General features: G+C 49.6%; 17 protein-coding genes. 7 read left to right on the top strand and 10 right to left on the bottom strand.

Going from position 1 to position 17718, the window contains the following annotated elements:
* Positions 1–10 precede the first annotated feature (10 nt).
* From gpsA to OGY83_RS13655, 4 genes are read right to left on the bottom strand one after another with little or no spacing between them, the layout of a single operon-like run.
* The gene (gpsA, locus tag OGY83_RS13670) at positions 11–1030 is read right to left on the bottom strand and encodes an NAD(P)H-dependent glycerol-3-phosphate dehydrogenase (protein WP_008786462.1); all 1020 of its coding nucleotides are present in this window, start codon (positions 1028–1030) and stop codon (positions 11–13) included.
* The gene (secB, locus tag OGY83_RS13665; protein WP_003024155.1) at positions 1030–1497 is read right to left on the bottom strand and encodes a protein-export chaperone SecB; all 468 of its coding nucleotides are present in this window, start codon (positions 1495–1497) and stop codon (positions 1030–1032) included. Before secB ends, gpsA begins: the two co-directional genes overlap by 1 nt.
* Before the next feature lie 46 nt (positions 1498–1543).
* Complete coding sequence (gene grxC / locus OGY83_RS13660; protein ID WP_003024152.1) at positions 1544–1795, bottom strand: glutaredoxin 3; 252 nt, start codon at positions 1793–1795, stop codon at positions 1544–1546.
* A gap of 52 nt (positions 1796–1847) precedes the next feature.
* Positions 1848–2279 carry a rhodanese-like domain-containing protein gene (locus tag OGY83_RS13655; protein ID WP_003024148.1) on the bottom strand — a complete coding sequence of 144 codons (432 nt, stop codon included), beginning with the start codon at positions 2277–2279 and terminating at the stop codon, positions 1848–1850.
* 249 nt (positions 2280–2528) lie between these two features.
* Here OGY83_RS13655 and gpmM point away from each other — a divergent pair, with 249 nt between their 5' ends.
* The 3 genes from gpmM to OGY83_RS13640 are packed head-to-tail and all read left to right on the top strand — an operon-like array spanning position 2529 to position 6305.
* On the top strand, positions 2529–4073 hold the full coding sequence (gene gpmM / locus OGY83_RS13650) for a 2,3-bisphosphoglycerate-independent phosphoglycerate mutase (protein WP_286636077.1): 1545 nt from the start codon (positions 2529–2531) through the stop codon (positions 4071–4073).
* Between the two features lie 33 nt (positions 4074–4106).
* The gene (envC, locus tag OGY83_RS13645; RefSeq protein ID WP_231504629.1) at positions 4107–5366 is read left to right on the top strand and encodes a murein hydrolase activator EnvC; all 1260 of its coding nucleotides are present in this window, start codon (positions 4107–4109) and stop codon (positions 5364–5366) included.
* 3 nt (positions 5367–5369) lie between these two features.
* Positions 5370–6305, top strand: coding sequence for a divergent polysaccharide deacetylase family protein (locus OGY83_RS13640; protein ID WP_286636076.1), 936 nt, complete (start codon positions 5370–5372; stop codon positions 6303–6305).
* Here OGY83_RS13640 and OGY83_RS13635 read toward each other — a convergent pair whose 3' ends face one another.
* Positions 6306–7340 (bottom strand): glycosyltransferase, encoded by a 1035-nt coding sequence (locus tag OGY83_RS13635; protein ID WP_123269018.1) that lies wholly within the window; start codon positions 7338–7340, stop codon positions 6306–6308.
* 484 nt (positions 7341–7824) lie between these two features.
* Between OGY83_RS13635 and OGY83_RS13630 the strand changes: the two genes are divergently transcribed.
* Positions 7825–8511 (top strand): lipopolysaccharide core heptose(II) kinase RfaY, encoded by a 687-nt coding sequence (locus tag OGY83_RS13630; protein WP_286636075.1) that lies wholly within the window; start codon positions 7825–7827, stop codon positions 8509–8511.
* 52 nt (positions 8512–8563) lie between these two features.
* Here the strand turns inward: OGY83_RS13630 and tdh are convergent, their stop codons facing one another.
* A complete protein-coding gene (gene tdh / locus OGY83_RS13625) occupies positions 8564–9589 on the bottom strand; it encodes an L-threonine 3-dehydrogenase (protein ID WP_003024132.1) in 1026 nt (341 codons plus the stop codon).
* A gap of 9 nt (positions 9590–9598) precedes the next feature.
* Entirely contained in the window at positions 9599–10795 is a 1197-nt protein-coding gene (gene kbl / locus OGY83_RS13620; RefSeq protein WP_003827313.1) for a glycine C-acetyltransferase, read from the bottom strand.
* Positions 10796–11009: 214 nt separating this feature from the next.
* Between kbl and rfaD the strand changes: the two genes are divergently transcribed.
* From rfaD to rfaC, 3 genes are read left to right on the top strand one after another with little or no spacing between them, the layout of a single operon-like run.
* On the top strand, positions 11010–11942 hold the full coding sequence (gene rfaD / locus OGY83_RS13615; protein WP_003827312.1) for an ADP-glyceromanno-heptose 6-epimerase: 933 nt from the start codon (positions 11010–11012) through the stop codon (positions 11940–11942).
* 2 nt (positions 11943–11944) lie between these two features.
* The gene (gene rfaF / locus OGY83_RS13610) at positions 11945–12991 is read left to right on the top strand and encodes an ADP-heptose--LPS heptosyltransferase RfaF (RefSeq protein WP_071446339.1); all 1047 of its coding nucleotides are present in this window, start codon (positions 11945–11947) and stop codon (positions 12989–12991) included.
* Positions 12992–12994: 3 nt separating this feature from the next.
* The gene (gene rfaC, locus OGY83_RS13605; protein WP_079939687.1) at positions 12995–13957 is read left to right on the top strand and encodes a lipopolysaccharide heptosyltransferase RfaC; all 963 of its coding nucleotides are present in this window, start codon (positions 12995–12997) and stop codon (positions 13955–13957) included.
* A gap of 60 nt (positions 13958–14017) precedes the next feature.
* Here rfaC and OGY83_RS13600 read toward each other — a convergent pair whose 3' ends face one another.
* The 3 genes from OGY83_RS13600 to OGY83_RS13590 all read right to left on the bottom strand — a co-directional run bounded on the left by OGY83_RS13600 (position 14018) and on the right by OGY83_RS13590 (position 17615).
* Positions 14018–15124: a glycosyltransferase family 9 protein gene (locus OGY83_RS13600; RefSeq protein WP_079939688.1), complete on the bottom strand. Its 1107-nt coding sequence runs from the start codon at positions 15122–15124 to the stop codon at positions 14018–14020.
* Between the two features lie 71 nt (positions 15125–15195).
* The gene (locus OGY83_RS13595; protein ID WP_286636073.1) at positions 15196–16233 is read right to left on the bottom strand and encodes a glycosyltransferase family 9 protein; all 1038 of its coding nucleotides are present in this window, start codon (positions 16231–16233) and stop codon (positions 15196–15198) included.
* Complete coding sequence (locus OGY83_RS13590) at positions 16230–17615, bottom strand: O-antigen ligase family protein (RefSeq protein ID WP_079939690.1); 1386 nt, start codon at positions 17613–17615, stop codon at positions 16230–16232. The genes OGY83_RS13595 and OGY83_RS13590 overlap by 4 nt, the downstream gene beginning before the upstream one ends.
* Between the last annotated feature and the right edge of the window lie 103 nt (positions 17616–17718).

Here is a 17718-nt window from a genome sequence, read left to right as displayed (position 1 = left end):
TTCCTTACAGCTAGTGGCGACTCAGCTCGTCCTTGCGTGCACGGCCTAATAACGTCAATGCTGCCTCGCGCGCGTTTTTTCCGCAATACAATACTTGATAAATTTCCTCGGTTATTGGCATCTCAACACCAAAACGGTGCGCCAATTCACGAACTTCTTTCGTATTGCGATAGCCTTCAACCACTTGGCCAATCTTGTCCTGCGCGCCCTGCACGTCCATCCCCTGGCCGAGCATCATGCCAAAACGACGGTTGCGTGACTGGTTGTCGGTACAGGTCAGCACCAGATCGCCTAAACCCGCCATCCCCATAAAGGTGGCAGGATCGGCACCCAATGCCGCACCAAGACGAGACATTTCGGTCAACCCACGGGTGATCAATGCGGTTCGTGCATTCGCGCCGAAACCGATGCCGTCAGACATCCCTGCGCCAATGGCAATAACGTTTTTCACCGCACCGCCAAGCTGCACACCAATGAAATCCGGATTGCTGTAAACGCGGAAGCTTTTGCCGCAGTGCAGCAACTGCTGGAGATCGTCAGCAAAGGTGTCGTCCGTCGAGGCCAGAGAAATCGCCGTCGGCATGCCCGCAGCCAGCTCTTTGGCGAACGTCGGACCGGAGATGACCGCCAGTGGAATTGAGTCCCCCAGCGCTTCACGCGCGACGTCCTGCAGCAGACGCCCTGTTTCCGCTTCCAGACCTTTTGTCGCCCAGACCAGTCGTGCGTCAGGACGCATCAATGGTTTGATGTTACGCAGCACTTCGCCAAAGACGTGGCTCGGCACCACCACCAGAATATTACGACTGGCGGCCAGCGCAGTGGCTAAATCACTTTCCAGGCGCAACGTATCGGGAAAAGGCACATCAGGGAGGAACGCGACGTTGCAGCGATCGTGCTCGAGAGTCGCGATATGTTTCGGATCATGGCCCCACAGGACAACCTGATGGCCATTTCTTGCCAGGGTGATGGCAAGAGCGGTGCCGTACGAGCCGGCACCAATCACAGTCATTGAAGCATTACTTTGGTTCATCAGGCATCCTGATGTTCTTCAGTACCTTCACCAGCCTGCTGCTGTAAATAGTTCATGAACAGCGCATCAAAGTTGACCGGCGCAAGGTTCAGTTGCGGGAACGTACCGCGTGAAACCAGGCTGGTGATGCATTCGCGGGCATACGGGAACAGAATGTTCGGGCAGTATGCGCCTAGGCAATGCGCCATCTGAGTCCCTTCGATACCACTGATGGAGAAAATACCGCCCTGCTGAACTTCGCACAGGAACGCAGTTTCTTCACCCAGGGAAGCCGTTACGGTGACACGCAGCACTACTTCATACACATCATCTGCCAGTTGGGTAGATGCGGTATCAAGATCCAGTTTAACCTCTGGCTGCCAATCTTTCTGGAAAACATGCGGTGCATTTGGCGCTTCGAAAGACACATCCTTGGTATAGATACGTTGGATCTGGAAAGCCATTTCAGTGTTATTTTGTTCTGACATGTTGAGAAAACCCTTTAGTGTTGTCCTTTAAATACTTCGGTACGCCTTAACGCAGCAGCGGATCCAGTCCACCACGAGCATCCAACGCATACAAGTCGTCACAACCACCAATGTGCTGTGCATCAATAAAAATCTGCGGAACCGTAGTACGGCCACTGCGCTTGATCATCTCTTCACGCTTCACGGCATCGCCGTCAATCGGAAGCTCCTGGAAACTCACACCCTTGCTATTCAACAGCGCCTTTGCACGATGGCAAAACGGGCAGGTTGCTTTGGTATAGATCTCAATATTGGCCATGACTTATCTCCAGTGTTCTTTTTACCCTGCGGCATGAAAGAAGACGGGTAAATTACTTGCCGCGAACCAGTGGCAGATTCTCACCACTCCAGCCCGCTACGCCATCTTTCAGTACAGACACCTGCTCAAAACCGGCTTTAATCAGCGCAGTCGCTGAATCCTGGCACTGCATGCCTGAGCCATCAACCACAATAACAGGTTTGTTTTTGTGTTTTTCCAGTTCGCCAAAGTTGTTGGCTTTGATTTCGCTCGGCAGCAGGTTAGTGGAGCCAGCGATATGACCTTTGCGGAAGTCGTCGCGCTGACGTAAATCCACGACAACGGCGTCTTCTTTATTGATGAGACGTGTGGCTTCTCCGCGCGTAATCACCTTCACTTTGGAAGTCAGGCTCTTAAACGTGGTAAATAATACAGCCGCCAGTAACGCAATCCAGGCGATACTCAATACAGGGTGGCGACTAACAAATTGCATAATTTCTTGCATGGGGGGTAACAACTCCCGACTCAGTGATTAAAAAAACCAGGAAAGGAGTATACCTGCGCGTTGGCGCAAATACAGCCAGAGCGTGCATTGGATTGCATTTTTGCGGGGCGCTACGGAAAAAAAAACCTAAAACCAAGCCCTCTGCGGCGCGCTCTGGTCGATTATTTGATCTTCTGGGGCTACTTTATCGATTCAGCTGTAGTAAAATTACGCAATTATTTTTTATCTATTAAGTGTGAGGTTGTCGCAATGTCGGTTTCTAAAAAACCTATGATACTGGTGATTCTGGATGGCTATGGCTATCGCGAAGACAGCCAGGATAACGCCATCTTTAATGCCAAAACCCCGGTAATGGATGCCCTGTGGGCAAAACGTCCGCATACCCTGATTGATGCGTCTGGCCTGGAAGTTGGCCTGCCCGATCGCCAGATGGGCAACTCCGAAGTGGGTCACGTCAACCTGGGCGCGGGCCGCATCGTGTATCAGGACCTGACCCGTCTGGATGTAGAAATTAAAGAGCGTACTTTCTTCGCTAACCCGGTGCTGACCAATGCGGTCGACCAGGCAAAAAATAGCGGCAAAGCGGTACACATTATGGGTCTTCTCTCCGCGGGCGGCGTTCACAGCCACGAAGATCACATCATGGCGATGGTAGAAATGGCCGCTGAACGTGGCGCTGAGAAAATCTACCTGCACGCTTTCCTTGATGGCCGTGATACCCCGCCGCGCAGCGCTGAACATTCACTGCAGAAATTCGAAGAGAAATTTGCCGCGCTGGGCAAAGGCCGCGTAGCGTCCATCATTGGTCGTTACTACGCTATGGACCGCGACAACCGTTGGGATCGCGTTGAACAGGCTTATGACCTGATGACGCTGGCAAAAGGTGAGTTCCAGTTCGCTACGGCGGTTGAAGGCCTGCAAGCTGCTTATGCCCGCGACGAAAACGACGAATTCGTGAAAGCGACCGTGATCCGTGCTGAAGGCCAGGCTGAAGCCGCCATGGAAGACGGCGATACGCTGATTTTCATGAACTTCCGTGCTGACCGTGCGCGTGAAATCACCCGTGCGTTTGTTAACGCTGACTTCGACGGCTTCGCCCGTAAGAAAGTCGTTAACCTCAACTTTGTGATGCTGACCGAATACGCGGCCGACATCAAAACTGCGGTTGCTTACCCACCAGCCTCTCTGGCTAACACCCTTGGCGAGTGGATGGCGAAGAACGACAAAACGCAGCTGCGTATTTCCGAAACTGAAAAATATGCACACGTGACCTTCTTCTTCAACGGCGGCGTAGAAGAACCGTTCAAAGGCGAAGACCGCATCCTGATCAACTCGCCGAAAGTTGCGACCTACGATCTGCAGCCGGAAATGAGCTCTGCTGAGCTGACCGAAAAACTGGTTGCTGCGATTGAGAGCGGAAAATACGACACCATCATTTGTAACTACCCGAACGGCGACATGGTTGGTCACACCGGGGTGATGGAAGCTGCGGTTAAAGCGGTTGAAGCGCTGGATCACTGCGTTGAGCAGGTGACTAAAGCGGTTGAATCCGTTGGCGGCCAGTTGCTGATCACCGCAGACCACGGTAACGCAGAGCAGATGCGCGATCCGTCCACCGGTCAGGCGCACACAGCGCACACCAACCTGCCCGTTCCGCTGATTTATGTCGGTGGTAAGAACGTCAAAGCAGTCGAAGGCGGCAAACTTTCTGATATCGCCCCGACGATGCTGACGCTGATGGGTATGGAAATCCCGCAAGAGATGACTGGTAAGCCGCTGTTCATCGTGGAATAATCCCTCCCCATGAGGGGAAAGGCGATTAATACCATCACTCGGGCCGTGAAACCGCGTAAGTTTTCAGTCAGGCCCTTGTTCTACGCCAGCGCGCTTAGCGCTGGCGTATTGCTGTGCGCCTTTTCCGCCCACGCGGACGAACGCGACCAGCTCAAATCTATTCAGGCCGATATCGCGGCAAAAGAACGCGCGGTACGCCAACAGCAACAACAACGCGCCACCCTCCTCGCTCAGCTTAAAGCTCAGGAACAAGCCATCGCCGTTGCCGCAAGGCAGTTGCGCGAAACGCAAAACTCACTGGCACAACTGAATGCGCAAATCGCAGAGATGAATGCAGCACTCGCGAAGCTGGAAAAGCAACGAGCAGCGCAAGAACGCAGCCTTGCAGCCCAACTTGATGCAGCATTTCGCCAGGGCGAACACACCGGTATTCAGCTTATCCTCAGCGGGGAAGAGAGCCAGCGCGGGCAACGCCTGCAGGCCTATTTCGGCTATCTGAACCAGGCGCGACAGGAAACTATCGCACAGTTGAAACAAACCCGCGAAGAGGTCGACTCGCAAAAAGCCGAGCTGGAAGATAAGCAGAGCGAGCAGCAGACGCTTCTGTACGAACAGCGCGCTCAGCAGGCTAAGCTGGAACAGGCACGTAACGAACGCCAGAAAACGCTTTCGAGTCTGGAATCATCGATTCAACAGGGGCAACAGCAACTGGGCGAAATGCGCGCCAACGAATCCCGTCTGCGCAACAGCATTGCCCGCGCCGAAGCCGCAGCCAAAGCTCGTGCCGAACGTGAAGCACGCGAGGCTCAGGCCGTACGCGATAAGCAACAGGATGCGTCGCGAAAAGGCTCAACCTATAAACCGACCGAAAGTGAAAAATCACTGATGTCGCGTACCGGCGGTTTGGGTTCGCCTCGCGGTCAGGCATTCTGGCCCGTTCGTGGTCCAACTCTACATCGTTATGGCGAACAGCTGCAGGGTGAGCTACGTTGGAAGGGGATGGTTATTGGCGCATCCGAAGGCACCGAAGTTAAAGCCATTGCCGATGGTCGCGTCATTCTGGCGGACTGGCTGCAGGGCTATGGCCTGGTAGTCGTCGTAGAACACGGTAAAGGCGATATGAGCCTGTACGGTTATAACCAGAGCGCACTGGTCAGCGTCGGTACGCAGGTTCGCGCCGGGCAGCCTATAGCACTTGTGGGTAGCAGCGGCGGTCAGGGCAGGCCGGCACTCTATTTCGAAATTCGTCGCCAGGGTCAGGCGGTCAATCCACAGCCGTGGTTGGGAAGATAAGTTTTGCCACAACAATTTCGTCGTCTACTACTCTCTCTCGCCAGCCTGCTGGCCTTCGCAACACCTGTATTTGCTGGCAAACTCGCCATCGTTATTGATGATTTCGGCTATCGCCCACACACTGAAAACCAGGTACTGGCAATGCCTTCTGCCATCTCCGTTGCCGTTTTGCCTAACGCCCCACATGCACGTGAAATGGCAATCAAAGCGCATAACAGCGGGCATGAAGTCTTAATCCATCTACCGATGGCGCCGCTGAGCAAACAGCCGTTAGAGAAAGATACGTTACGCCCGGAAATGAGCAGCGAAGAGATTGAGCGGATTATTCGCGACGCGGTAAGCAAAGTGCCGAATGCGGTCGGGCTGAACAACCACATGGGCAGCGCGATGACCTCCAGTTTGTTTGGCATGCAGAAGGTGATGCAGGCGCTGGAACGCTACGACCTCTACTTTCTGGACAGCATGACCATCGGTAACAGCCAGGCAATGCGCGCAGCGTCAGGCACCGGTGTGAAGGTCATCAAACGCAAAGTCTTCCTGGATGACACGCAAAACGAAGCCGATATTCGCCGTCAGTTTAATCGTGCCGTCGAGCTGGCGCGCCGCAACGGTTCCGCAATCGCCATTGGCCACCCTCACCCGTCTACGGTTCGCGTCCTGCAGCAGATGCTGTATAGCCTGCCAGCCGACATCACGCTGGTTCGCCCAAGCAGCCTGCTAAATGAACCACAGGTGGATACCTCCAGACCAAACCTCACGCCACCGAGAAACGGTACGCCTGATGCGCCGCGGAATCCTTTCCGTGGAGTGAAATTATGCAAACCGAAACAGCCGTTAGAGCCGGTGTACGCCAGCCGCTTCTTCAGCGTGCTCGGCGAAAGCATCACCCAAAGCACGCTGGTGCAGTATATGCGCCTGCAGTGGCAGGGCTGGCAATAATCAGTCTTTACTAGCCAGCGTTAAATTGGCCAGGCGGCGCGGCGTCAGTGATTTATCGCGCCACTGGCTAAAGCGGATGGCCCACAACAGCACCTGATAACCCAGCTTAACGCTGCAGATATTCCTCACCATACGCTTGAACATACCCGATACAAATACTTCAGCAATCATGCGCTGACGGATCTGTGGATCGGGTTCTTTACGAATACAATGACATACTCGCAGTCCCTCATAAATCACCTGTTGTTTAAACTCAGGATGGATAGTGATGCGGTTAGCGTAGCTATGATTAAGTTCATCCAGCAGGCGAGTGATCTTTATATAGTGCCGTTGATAGTTTAAATTCGCTTCACCCTGCCGCTTCATGTGGCTAATTGAGCCATCATGTTGGTAGTATTTATATAATGGTTTTTCCGTATATTTCACACGAGTGGCATTAAACATAAACACCGTACTCCACAAGACATCCTGATGGTGTAACCCAGGGATAAACCTTATATTGTGTTCTTTAATAAGGTCATTTCTATATACCCCCATCCAGAGAACATGCGTCCAGCGGCGCGAAGCAAGCCCCATACGCAACCAGTCTGGGCCGGAGAGAATACCGGTAGAACGCAGACGATCTGTTGGAATGGATACCCAGACTCGGGATGTTTCCCGCGAACTCCAGTCTGCGTTGCTTTGTACAACGTCAAGGTTATCCTGCAAAGCCATTCCCATCAATGTCTCATACATCTCCGGATAGACTTCATCATCGGCATCAACGAATGCGATATAATCCCCCACAGCGACATCCAGGCCAAGGTTACGCGCGACAGAGACACCCTGGTTGGCCTGATGCAGCAGCCGAACATGGGGATACTTTTCCGCATAGCATTGCGCAATATCGACTGAGCAGTCCGTAGAACCATCATTTACAATGATGATTTCAAGATCTTTCCAGGTCTGCGCAATTAACGACTCCATACAGTCACGAAAGTAACTACCGGCATTATATAAAGGGATAATAACGCTTAATTTATATTTACTTTGCATCTTAGGGTAATCATCTAATCTATGGGATTGTCGTTACTCTATCACCCGATTATTAAGATATTATTAAGGTCGGACAAGAGATAAAATTTTCAGAGGAATAGGCCAGCGTCCCTACAAATTTATATTAACTAGATTTATAATCTATTTACTTACACGTCCGAGAAACAAAAAACAGCACAAATAGCCAACTTAGTTGTTACCTGTGTATGACAAAGGATTTTGTTATACTAACTTGATCTCTATCACAAAATGAACAGTACAAATGTAATGATGGCCAACCCCCCCTTGCTACATTGATACTTTAAGTCATAAATCTTCATAACGAAAATAAATTAATCAATTATTTTCAATTAGATAGAGTATAGCTGCGCTGTTTATGTGCCTTTTACATAAAAGCATGTATTAACTAACCATCGTCGATACAATTTTGTATAATACAGAATATTACTATCTACAATAAATTATATATACGAAGGCGAATTTAATGAACATTAGTAGGATTGAATTAGGTGACTTTAATGTTTATTTCAAGAATGAAAATATTAATTTCCCTTTGTTGATGGAAAAAATATCAAATAGTGAAATAAAATGGAAGCAACTGAATGCTGAAAATGGTTTTCGCAGCGTCCATCTTGTCGAATATGAAAATAAAAAGTTCATCGTCAAAAACGATCGTGAAATAGACAACCGCTTTGAAAAAAAAGCGCTAAACTTTATTTCCGGTCCCTTTTATTCACATATGATTAAACGACTGGCACGCTTAACTCCAGAACAACGCGCCTGTACTGCAGACCTGTATTACGTCGCTGAAAAATGTCATTTTCGTCAATGTGTTGAAGTGTCAACCGTGCATGAATACATTGATGGCAAACCCCTTGCCGAAATCAACGAAAGTAATGCCGAAGAGGTGAAAAACTGTATTATTAAACTTCACAATGCAGGTCTTGCATCGAATGACATTCACCCTGGGAATTTTATTAGAACGCCATCTGGTGAACTTAAAGTTATCGATCTTTCATGCAAAGGCATTATGAAAATATGCCAGGCGAACGATATCCTCACGCTCCGGAATAAATACAATATCGATATTCAGGGTCGTGGCTTCGTTTATAACCTGATTTTATTGAAAGAAAAGCTTCGCCGACTTTCACGAAAAATTCGCGGCAAGTAAAAAATAGCCAGATATTAATCATATCTGGCTATTCATTCTTACCGGCTTAATACTAATCCCAGCTCAGGATCACTTTCCCTGACTGGCCTGAACGCATCGCGTCAAAGCCCTGCTGGAATTCATCGATGGAGAATCGATGGGTGATTATCGGCGACAAATCCAGTCCAGACTGGATCAGTGCAGCCATTTTGTACCAGGTTTCAAACATCTCACGACCGTAGATACCTTTAATAAACAGCCCCTTAAAGATAACTTTCGTCCAGTCGATGGACATATCAGATGGCGGAATACCCAGCATAGCAATACGACCACCGTGGTTCATGGTGTCCAGCATGGCGCGAAACGCTGGCGGCGCCCCGGACATCTCCAGGCCCACATCAAACCCTTCGGTCATACCCAGTTCAGCCATCACGTCGGTCAGATTCTCTTTCGACACGTTGACCGCGCGGGTGATACCCATTTTACGCGCCAGCTCAAGGCGATACTCATTAACGTCGGTGATCACTACGTGGCGTGCGCCAACATGCTTCGCGACCGCTGCCGCCATAATACCGATTGGACCCGCACCGGAAACCAGTACATCTTCCCCAACCAGATCAAACGACAGCGCCGTGTGCACTGCATTACCGAACGGATCGAAGATAGACGCCAGGTCGTCGGAGATATTGTCCGGGATTTTAAATGCGTTAAATGCCGGGATCACCAGGTACTCCGCAAAGCAGCCCGGACGATTTACACCAACACCGGTCGTATTGCGGCACAGGTGAGTACGTCCACCGCGGCAGTTACGGCAATGCCCGCAGGTGATATGACCTTCGCCTGAAACGCGATCGCCGATTTTAAAGCCTTTAACTTCCTGGCCGATGCCAACAACTTCGCCGACATATTCATGCCCAACGACCATCGGTACCGGGATGGTTTTTTGCGACCATTCATCCCAGTTATAAATGTGAACGTCAGTCCCGCAGATGGCTGTTTTACGGATTTTAATCAGCAAATCGTTATGACCGACTTCCGGTTCAGGAACGTCGGTCATCCAAATGCCCTCTTCCGCTTTCAGTTTGGATAACGCTTTCATTTCACATCCTCAGGCAATAACGCCCAGTTGTTTACCAATGCGTGTGAACGCCTCAACAGCACGCGTAATCTGCTCAGGGGTATGCGCCGCAGACATCTGGGTACGGATACGCGCCTGGCCTTTTGGAACCACCGGATAGAAGAATCCGGTAACGTAAATCCCCTCTTTTTGCAGCTCGCGGGCGAACGCCTGTGCCACTACTGCATCACCCAGCATGACCGGGATGATCGCGTGATCCGCACCAGCTAACGTAAAGCCTGCGGCAGACATTTGCTCGCGGAACTGACGTGCATTCGCCCACAGGCGATCGCGCAGGTCGCTGCCAGCTTCAACCATTTCCAGCACTTTAATGGAGGCCGCAACAATCGCCGGCGCCAGTGAGTTGGAGAACAAATAAGGACGGGAACGCTGACGCAGCCACTCAACAACTTCTTTGCGCGCTGCGGTGTAACCACCGGATGCGCCGCCGAGTGCTTTACCCAGCGTACCGGTGATGATGTCCACGCGACCCATCACGTCACAGTATTCATGGGAGCCACGACCATTTTCGCCGACAAAACCGACGGCATGGGAATCATCAACCATGACCAGCGCGTCGTATTTATCCGCCAGATCGCAAACGCCTTTCAGGTTAGCGATCACACCATCCATAGAGAACACGCCATCGGTGGCGATCAGGATATGACGAGCGCCCGCTTCACGCGCTTCTTTCAGGCGAGCTTCCAGCTCCACCATATCGTTGTTGGCGTAACGGAAACGTTTTGCTTTACACAGGCGCACGCCATCAATGATAGAAGCGTGGTTCAGGGCATCGGAAATAATTGCGTCTTCTGCGCCCAGCAGCGTTTCAAACAGGCCGCCGTTGGCGTCGAAGCAGGAAGAGTAAAGGATGGCATCTTCCATACCGAGGAATGCCGCCAGTTTTTGCTCCAGTTGCTTATGGCTGTCCTGGGTACCGCAAATAAAGCGAACCGAAGCCATACCAAATCCGTGAGAATCCATACCCGCTTTTGCCGCTGCAATCAGTTCCGGGTGGTTAGCCAGCCCCAGATAGTTGTTCGCACAAAAGTTAATAACGTGGCTTCCGTCCGCCACGGTAATATCCGCCTGCTGGGCAGATGTAATAATGCGTTCTTCTTTAAACAATCCTTCCGCACGTGCGGTTTCGAGATCGTTCGTTAACTGTTTGTAAAAATCCCCACGCATTTCAATTCTCCAGACTGGGCAAATTTCAGCACATATTACCCAAAGCTATACGTTGATACGAGATGACGCATCATCACTTCTTCAAAATGAAGCATAAATCACGTGTACCCGCACGGCTTATCGGTGAATGGCTGAAGCCTAAGCCATGTAGTGATATGATAGAAGTATTCGTGTCTGAGATTGTCTCTGACTCCATAATTCAAAGGTTACATTTATGATCATCGTTACCGGCGGCGCGGGCTTTATCGGCAGCAACATCGTTAAGTCCCTGAATGATAAAGGTATCACCGACATCCTGGTGGTGGACAACCTGAAAGACGGCACCAAGTTTGTTAACCTGGTGGATCTGAATATTGCTGACTACATGGACAAGGAAGACTTCCTGATCCAGATTATGGCCGGGGAAGATTTCGGCGATATCGAAGCGATCTTCCACGAAGGCGCATGCTCTTCCACCACCGAGTGGGACGGCAAGTATATGATGGATAACAACTATCAATACTCCAAAGAGCTGCTGCACTACTGCCTGGAGCGTGAAATCCCGTTCCTGTACGCGTCCTCTGCCGCCACCTACGGCGGTCGCACTTCTGATTTCATCGAATCCCGTGAATATGAGAAACCGCTGAACGTCTACGGTTACTCAAAATTCCTGTTCGACGAGTACGTGCGTCAGATCCTGCCAGAAGCCAATTCTCAGATTGTTGGCTTCCGCTATTTCAACGTCTACGGACCGCGTGAAGGCCACAAAGGCAGCATGGCAAGCGTCGCTTTCCACCTCAACACCCAGCTTAACAATGGCGAAACACCAAAACTGTTCGAAGGCAGTGAAAACTTCAAACGTGATTTCGTTTACGTAGGCGACGTGGCTGCGGTAAACCTGTGGTTCCTGGAAAACGGGGTTTCAGGCATCTTTAACCTCGGTACAGGCCGTGCGGAATCTTTCCAGGCCGTTGCCGATGCTACGCTGGCGTACCACAAAAAAGGCAGCATTGAGTACATTCCATTCCCGGAAAAACTGAAAGGCCGCTACCAGGCATTTACTCAGGCAGATCTGACGAACCTTCGCGCAGCGGGATATGACAAGCCGTTTAAAACCGTCGCCGAAGGCGTCACGGAATATATGGCCTGGCTGAACCGCGACGCGTAAGTATGAAAATTTTGGTGGTTGGCCCGTCTTGGGTGGGCGACATGATGATGTCGCAAAGTCTCTATCGCACGCTCAAGGCGCGCTATCCCCAGGCGATAATCGACGTGATGGCACCTGCATGGTGCCGTCCGTTATTGTCGCGCATGCCTGAAGTTAATGAAGCTATCGCCATGCCGCTGGGGCACGGCGCGCTGGAGATCGGCGAGCGCCGTAAACTCGGTCACAGCCTGCGTGAGAAGCGCTATGACCGCGCTTATGTGCTGCCTAACTCGTTTAAATCCGCTCTGGTGCCGTTCTTTGCGGGTATACCCCATCGTACCGGTTGGCGTGGCGAGATGCGCTACGGCCTGCTAAACGATGCGCGCGTGCTGGATAAAGACGCATGGCCGCTGATGGTCGAGCGCTATGTGGCTCTGGCTTATGATAAAGGCGTGATGCTGACGGCCAAAGATTTGCCGCAGCCTCTGCTATGGCCGCAGTTGCAGGTTAGCGAGGGTGAAAAGTCCCTGACCTGTAGTCAGTTCTCCCTTTCAGCCGAACGTCCCATCATCGGCTTTTGCCCGGGTGCGGAATTTGGTCCGGCGAAACGCTGGCCACATTACCACTACGCAGAGCTGGCGAAGCAGCTAATCGATGAAGGCCATCAGATTGTGCTGTTTGGCTCAGCAAAAGACCATGAAGCCGGCAATGAGATCCTGGCAACGCTGAGCACTGAACAGCAAGCCTGGTGCCGTAATCTGGCAGGCGAAACACAGCTGGAGCAGGCCGTCATTCTGCTCGCCGCCTGCAAAGCGGTGGTCACCAACGATTCTGGATTAATGCACGTGGCCGCGGCGCTGAACCGTCCACTGGTCGCATTGTATGGTCCAAGTAGCCCAGATTTTACGCCTCCGCTTTCCCACAAGGCACGTGTTATTCGCCTGATTACGGGGTATCACAAAGTGCGTAAGGGCGATGCGGCAGAAGGCTATCACCAGAGCCTGATTGACATCACGCCGCAGCGCGTGCTGGAAGAACTCAACGACCTGTTGTTACAAGAGGAAGCCTGACGGATGCGGGTCCTGATCGTTAAAACGTCGTCTATGGGCGATGTACTGCATACGTTGCCCGCATTAACCGATGCGCAGCAGGCTATTCCGGGTATTCAATTTGATTGGGTGGTGGAAGAAGGGTTCGCTCAAATCCCCTCCTGGCATTCAGCCGTTGGCCGGGTTATCCCAGTGGCGATCCGTCGCTGGCGTAAAGCCTGGTTTTCAGCGCCGATTAAAGCCGAGCGTAAAGCGTTTCGCGATGCGGTGCGTTTACAGCAGTATGACGCGATAATTGATGCGCAGGGTTTGGTTAAAAGCGCGGCGTTGGTGACACGTCTGGCACGTGGCATCAAGCACGGTATGGACTGGAGCACAGCCCGAGAACCGCTGGCGAGTCTGTTTTATGATCGAAAACATCACATAGCCAAACAGCAGCATGCGGTAGAACGTACCCGTGAACTGTTCGCCAAAAGTCTGGGGTATGCTAAACCGCAGTTACAGGGTGATTACGCTATTGCGCAGCATTTTGTAAAACAGCAAACGTCTAATTCGCAGCCCTACGCCGTATTTTTACATGCGACCACGCGAGATGATAAGCATTGGACAGAAGCGCACTGGCGGGACCTTATTACGCTGATACCAAAGACAGGGATTCGCATTAAGCTTCCCTGGGGAGCAGCGCATGAAGAGGAAAGAGCAAGAAGAATTGCGGAAGGATTTGATAATGTCGATGTATTGCCAAGGATGAGTCTTGAGGAAATTGCGCGTATCCTCGCCGGTGCTGAATTTGTAGTTTCGGTTGATACAGGCCTTAGTCACCTGACCGCCGCACTCAATCGCCCAAACGTTACGCTGTATGGTCCCACCGACCCTGGGCTCATTGGTGGATACGGTAAGAACCAGTTAACGTGCATTGCTCCGGAAGGAAAACTGTCGTTACTCACCGCTCAGCAAGTACTGACACACCTACCGTCCGACATATAAACCCCCGACTCGGGACGGGTGCTCTGCACGCTTATCAGAACATGCAGAGCATCGGTAAGCTTACTGCAGGAATGGTTTTACATGCGCCATGATCTCTTCACAACTCACCTTCTCTAGCGCTGAACGATACTTAATTTCATCCAGCGTCGTATAGGCTTTGTAAACCACCTTGTGCAATTGAGGGTCCTGATAGGGGCCATAAAGATAGGGGGAGGTAATCACATACATACTCACCGTCGGAACCCGCATTGCCACGGCAAGGTGCATAGGTCCTGTATCAGATGTTACCAGCAGGTCCATATTCTTCACTTCCTGAATCAGCCCTTTAAGCGTCGTTTTACCGATAAGTGGTTTTACGCGGTCATGAAAGCGGCTATCCAGCTTTTGCAAAAATTCGTCCTGTAGAGGCACTTCATTCGGCGCGCCAATCAGGACGACACGCACATCATCATGGGCAAAAAGTTGGTTTGCGAAAGTGACAAATCGCTCAACAGGCCAGCATTTCTTAAAGGATGATGCTCCCATTTGAAAACCAATCCAGCGCAGTTTTGAATCTTCCTCGCTCACCATACGTTCGACAGGAAACGGCAGGTGCATACTGTTGTCAGGCTTTTCATTCAGCAAAGGCATGATGAGCTCCAGCTTTCGCTGAATAGTATGCCCAACGAATTTACTGATTCTGTTGGTTGCCCATTTACTTACGAGTGGAATGTCCTGCTTATCGTTATCCACAAAGACATACTTTGTGCCGGCAATGATGGCGCTAAGGAAATCGTAAGGTGTATGTGAGTGAAGAATCACCGTCAGGTCTGGCGTTCCACGTTTTTTGATCTCTTTAACCAATGCAGGGAGGGTAGTGAGTTTGTTATCCCATGAGATAAGTTCGTCCCAGTCACTCCCCCCTTTGAGGAAGTCATACATCTTTTTGTGGCAAATCAGGGTGATTGTCGCTGAAGGATATGTCTGGCGGAGCGCATGAATTGCTGGAGAGTTCATCATGAAATCACCCAGCGCCGTTGAAGAATAAATCAGGATATTCTTCAGCTGATTTTTATCCTGATTTTCAAATTCTTGCTGACTAAAAGAAAAATCTTTCTTACGGGTATATATCATTAAAAAAAGATTAACCAGTAATAGCTGGATTTTTTTTCTCAATGCTCTAATCATTAAATAAAACCTATTTAATCTATCGCCAGATAGAGATCAATATATCAACTTATCTATAGCAATAAGTAAACTTACGCTTCATCCATTGCCGTATTTTTACGCACTTGCTCCTGCAGACTTACAAACCGCGTAAATACATCATCGACGCTAATATTGCGAGCATCATAATCTTTTCCTTGCAGCATTTCGTACGGCACACCCCATGGCGTCCATAGCCATGCAGCCTTGTTGCCGAACAGCGCCACCACTGGTTTGCGCACCCCAGCAGCAATATGCAAGGCACCACCGTCGCTGGTCACGATCTGATCGCATAGTGACATACCAGCCATCAGCTCACGAACGCTATTCGTTCTTACTGGAATAATCGGCAGATCGGCACATTGCGCGCGGATAAAATCAGCCTTATCATCATCACCGGGATGTAACTTATTATCTGATTTTCCTGGAGACCAGAATAACATAATATGGCACGCCTGTATGGCTGCAAGTTTATGCGCAAGCTCAACAAACTTTTCTTTTTGCCATTGCTGTTCTTCTCTTCGGGAACTTATCTGCAACCCATAAACAGGTAAATTATCCTGTGGAAATTCTATCTTTGCTTTTATATCAGCCAGTTCTTGTGGTGTGACATACAGCTCCAGCGGACCTGGTTTAGAAGTACAGCCTAGCGGTCCCGTTAATCTATCCAATAAATTGACCAGATGAAGCTGCTCCTGAGTTTCAGGAATGGCATCGGTGACAATGTCCGGACAGTCATTACCAATAGCGATAATTCTTTTAGCACCTGCTAATTTTGCCCACTGTAAAGGTCGTTTATCCCAATGCTCTTTGGCAATAATCGCGACATCATATTTAGCACGGCGCAGATCGATAATCGTCTTCAGGCGCTGAAACAATACCTTAAGGCTAGATGTGCCTTTAGAACGGTGGTGCAGCTTGCTGTATAAGAAAACTTTACCTACATGAGGATTATTTTCGATAATCGATTGATTGTAAGTGTTAACCAACAAATCAACTTTACAATTCATGTCTTTTGCAATAGTCGAGATCAGCGGCGTTGTCAGTATCAAGTCGCCAATATTATCTCTACGAATAATTAAAACTTTCATTTTTTAGCCCGTAATATTTTATTACTCGTAAAGATCAGACCCAGCATTAAACCTGATAACGCAAGGTTTTGCTCAAGGTAGTGATCACGCATCATATTATCTACACCACTACGGAACAAGAAGCTCACCGTGAGAAGAGACAAATACAGACCCGGAATAATTAAATCACGAGAGAATGCACGCCAGCCAATAAGAATCATCAACATGACAAATGCCAGCCAGTTGATAAGCCCAAAGACACCGTTCTGAAGCGCGACATCAATCAACCCGTAATGGCTGTTAGATTGCTGAATAACAGGGTCGTGATATTTTTCCTGCAGAAGCATTAAGAATGCATCTTTTCGCGGACCCGCACCAAACGGATATTCAGCGATCAGTTCGCTCCCCTGACGGAAGAACGATGCTCGACAACTATTCGAGTCATCCATGATGCGTCCAGTGCTGTCCTGCATCAACGGGCCATCAAAACCGTTATAGCAACGACTGTGCATACCCAGATCCCAACCAGCAACCATATCCATGCTTAGGCTTTTCCAGCGAGAGTCCTGATGCCAGGAAGTGTAGCCTATAATACCCACTACTATCGCAACGACCAGTGCAGCCAGGCAGAGCTTCGGCAAGTTCTTTCGGCTAATCGCTTTTAAGGCAATAAATACGCAGATAGAAATCGTACTACCAATCAGACCAATAGTCCCCCAGCGGGTCTTCGCTAATGCTGAACAGATGAAGCACAGCAAAATAAAGGCAACCATCAGTTTGTTGCTGAAAATTAGATACTTACGGCCCAGAAACAGTCGACAGGCAAGTTCCGCCAGTAAAATTCCCGAAACCATGTTTATCTGGAAGCTCATCTCGGTGCGAGATGGCACAATCCACGTCTCACCCCAGAGTATCGTTCCTGTCTTGATATAAAAATAGATATTCTGCAGCAGGTGAATAAATATCACCCCTAGCGAACACAGAACAACTAAAGACAATACCTTATTGGCCGTTATATTTTTAAAATGATACTTACAGATTGGATACAAAAAGAGTCCAACAAAGAATAATAGCCCTGCACGCAGGTACTGCCCCTGCCAGCTGCGCAGCATTTTCCCCACATCAACCGCAACAAATAACCCATTGACCAGTGTAAATACGAGAAAAATAAGAGTTAAAGCGACAGCATATTTCGCCAGTCGACTAAGCTCAATAGATACATATTTTTTACGGACGTAAAAATATAGCACTAATGCCGTACTTAAGTATATAAAGAGATTTCTATTAGTTGGTAAAATTGAGTTCTGGATAGGCCAGACAAAACATAGAACACAAAATGAAATTAACAACAAATAAACTGCAATATCTTTACGTGAGGCTTGCGTTTGTGTATTTGAATTCATATAAACCCTATTGAAACAAAACCCGGCAAATATTTATAAATAAAAAATGCAAGAAGAGACATAGTATGAGTTCATTCCATGAAATACAAATTCCATTTACATA

The sequence above is a fragment of the Citrobacter sp. Cpo090 genome (assembly GCF_030332665.1).
Lineage (GTDB): Bacteria > Pseudomonadota > Gammaproteobacteria > Enterobacterales > Enterobacteriaceae > Citrobacter > Citrobacter portucalensis.
The sequence above is the reverse complement of the archived record's forward strand: the minus strand, read 5'-3'. Positions and strand labels throughout refer to the sequence as shown.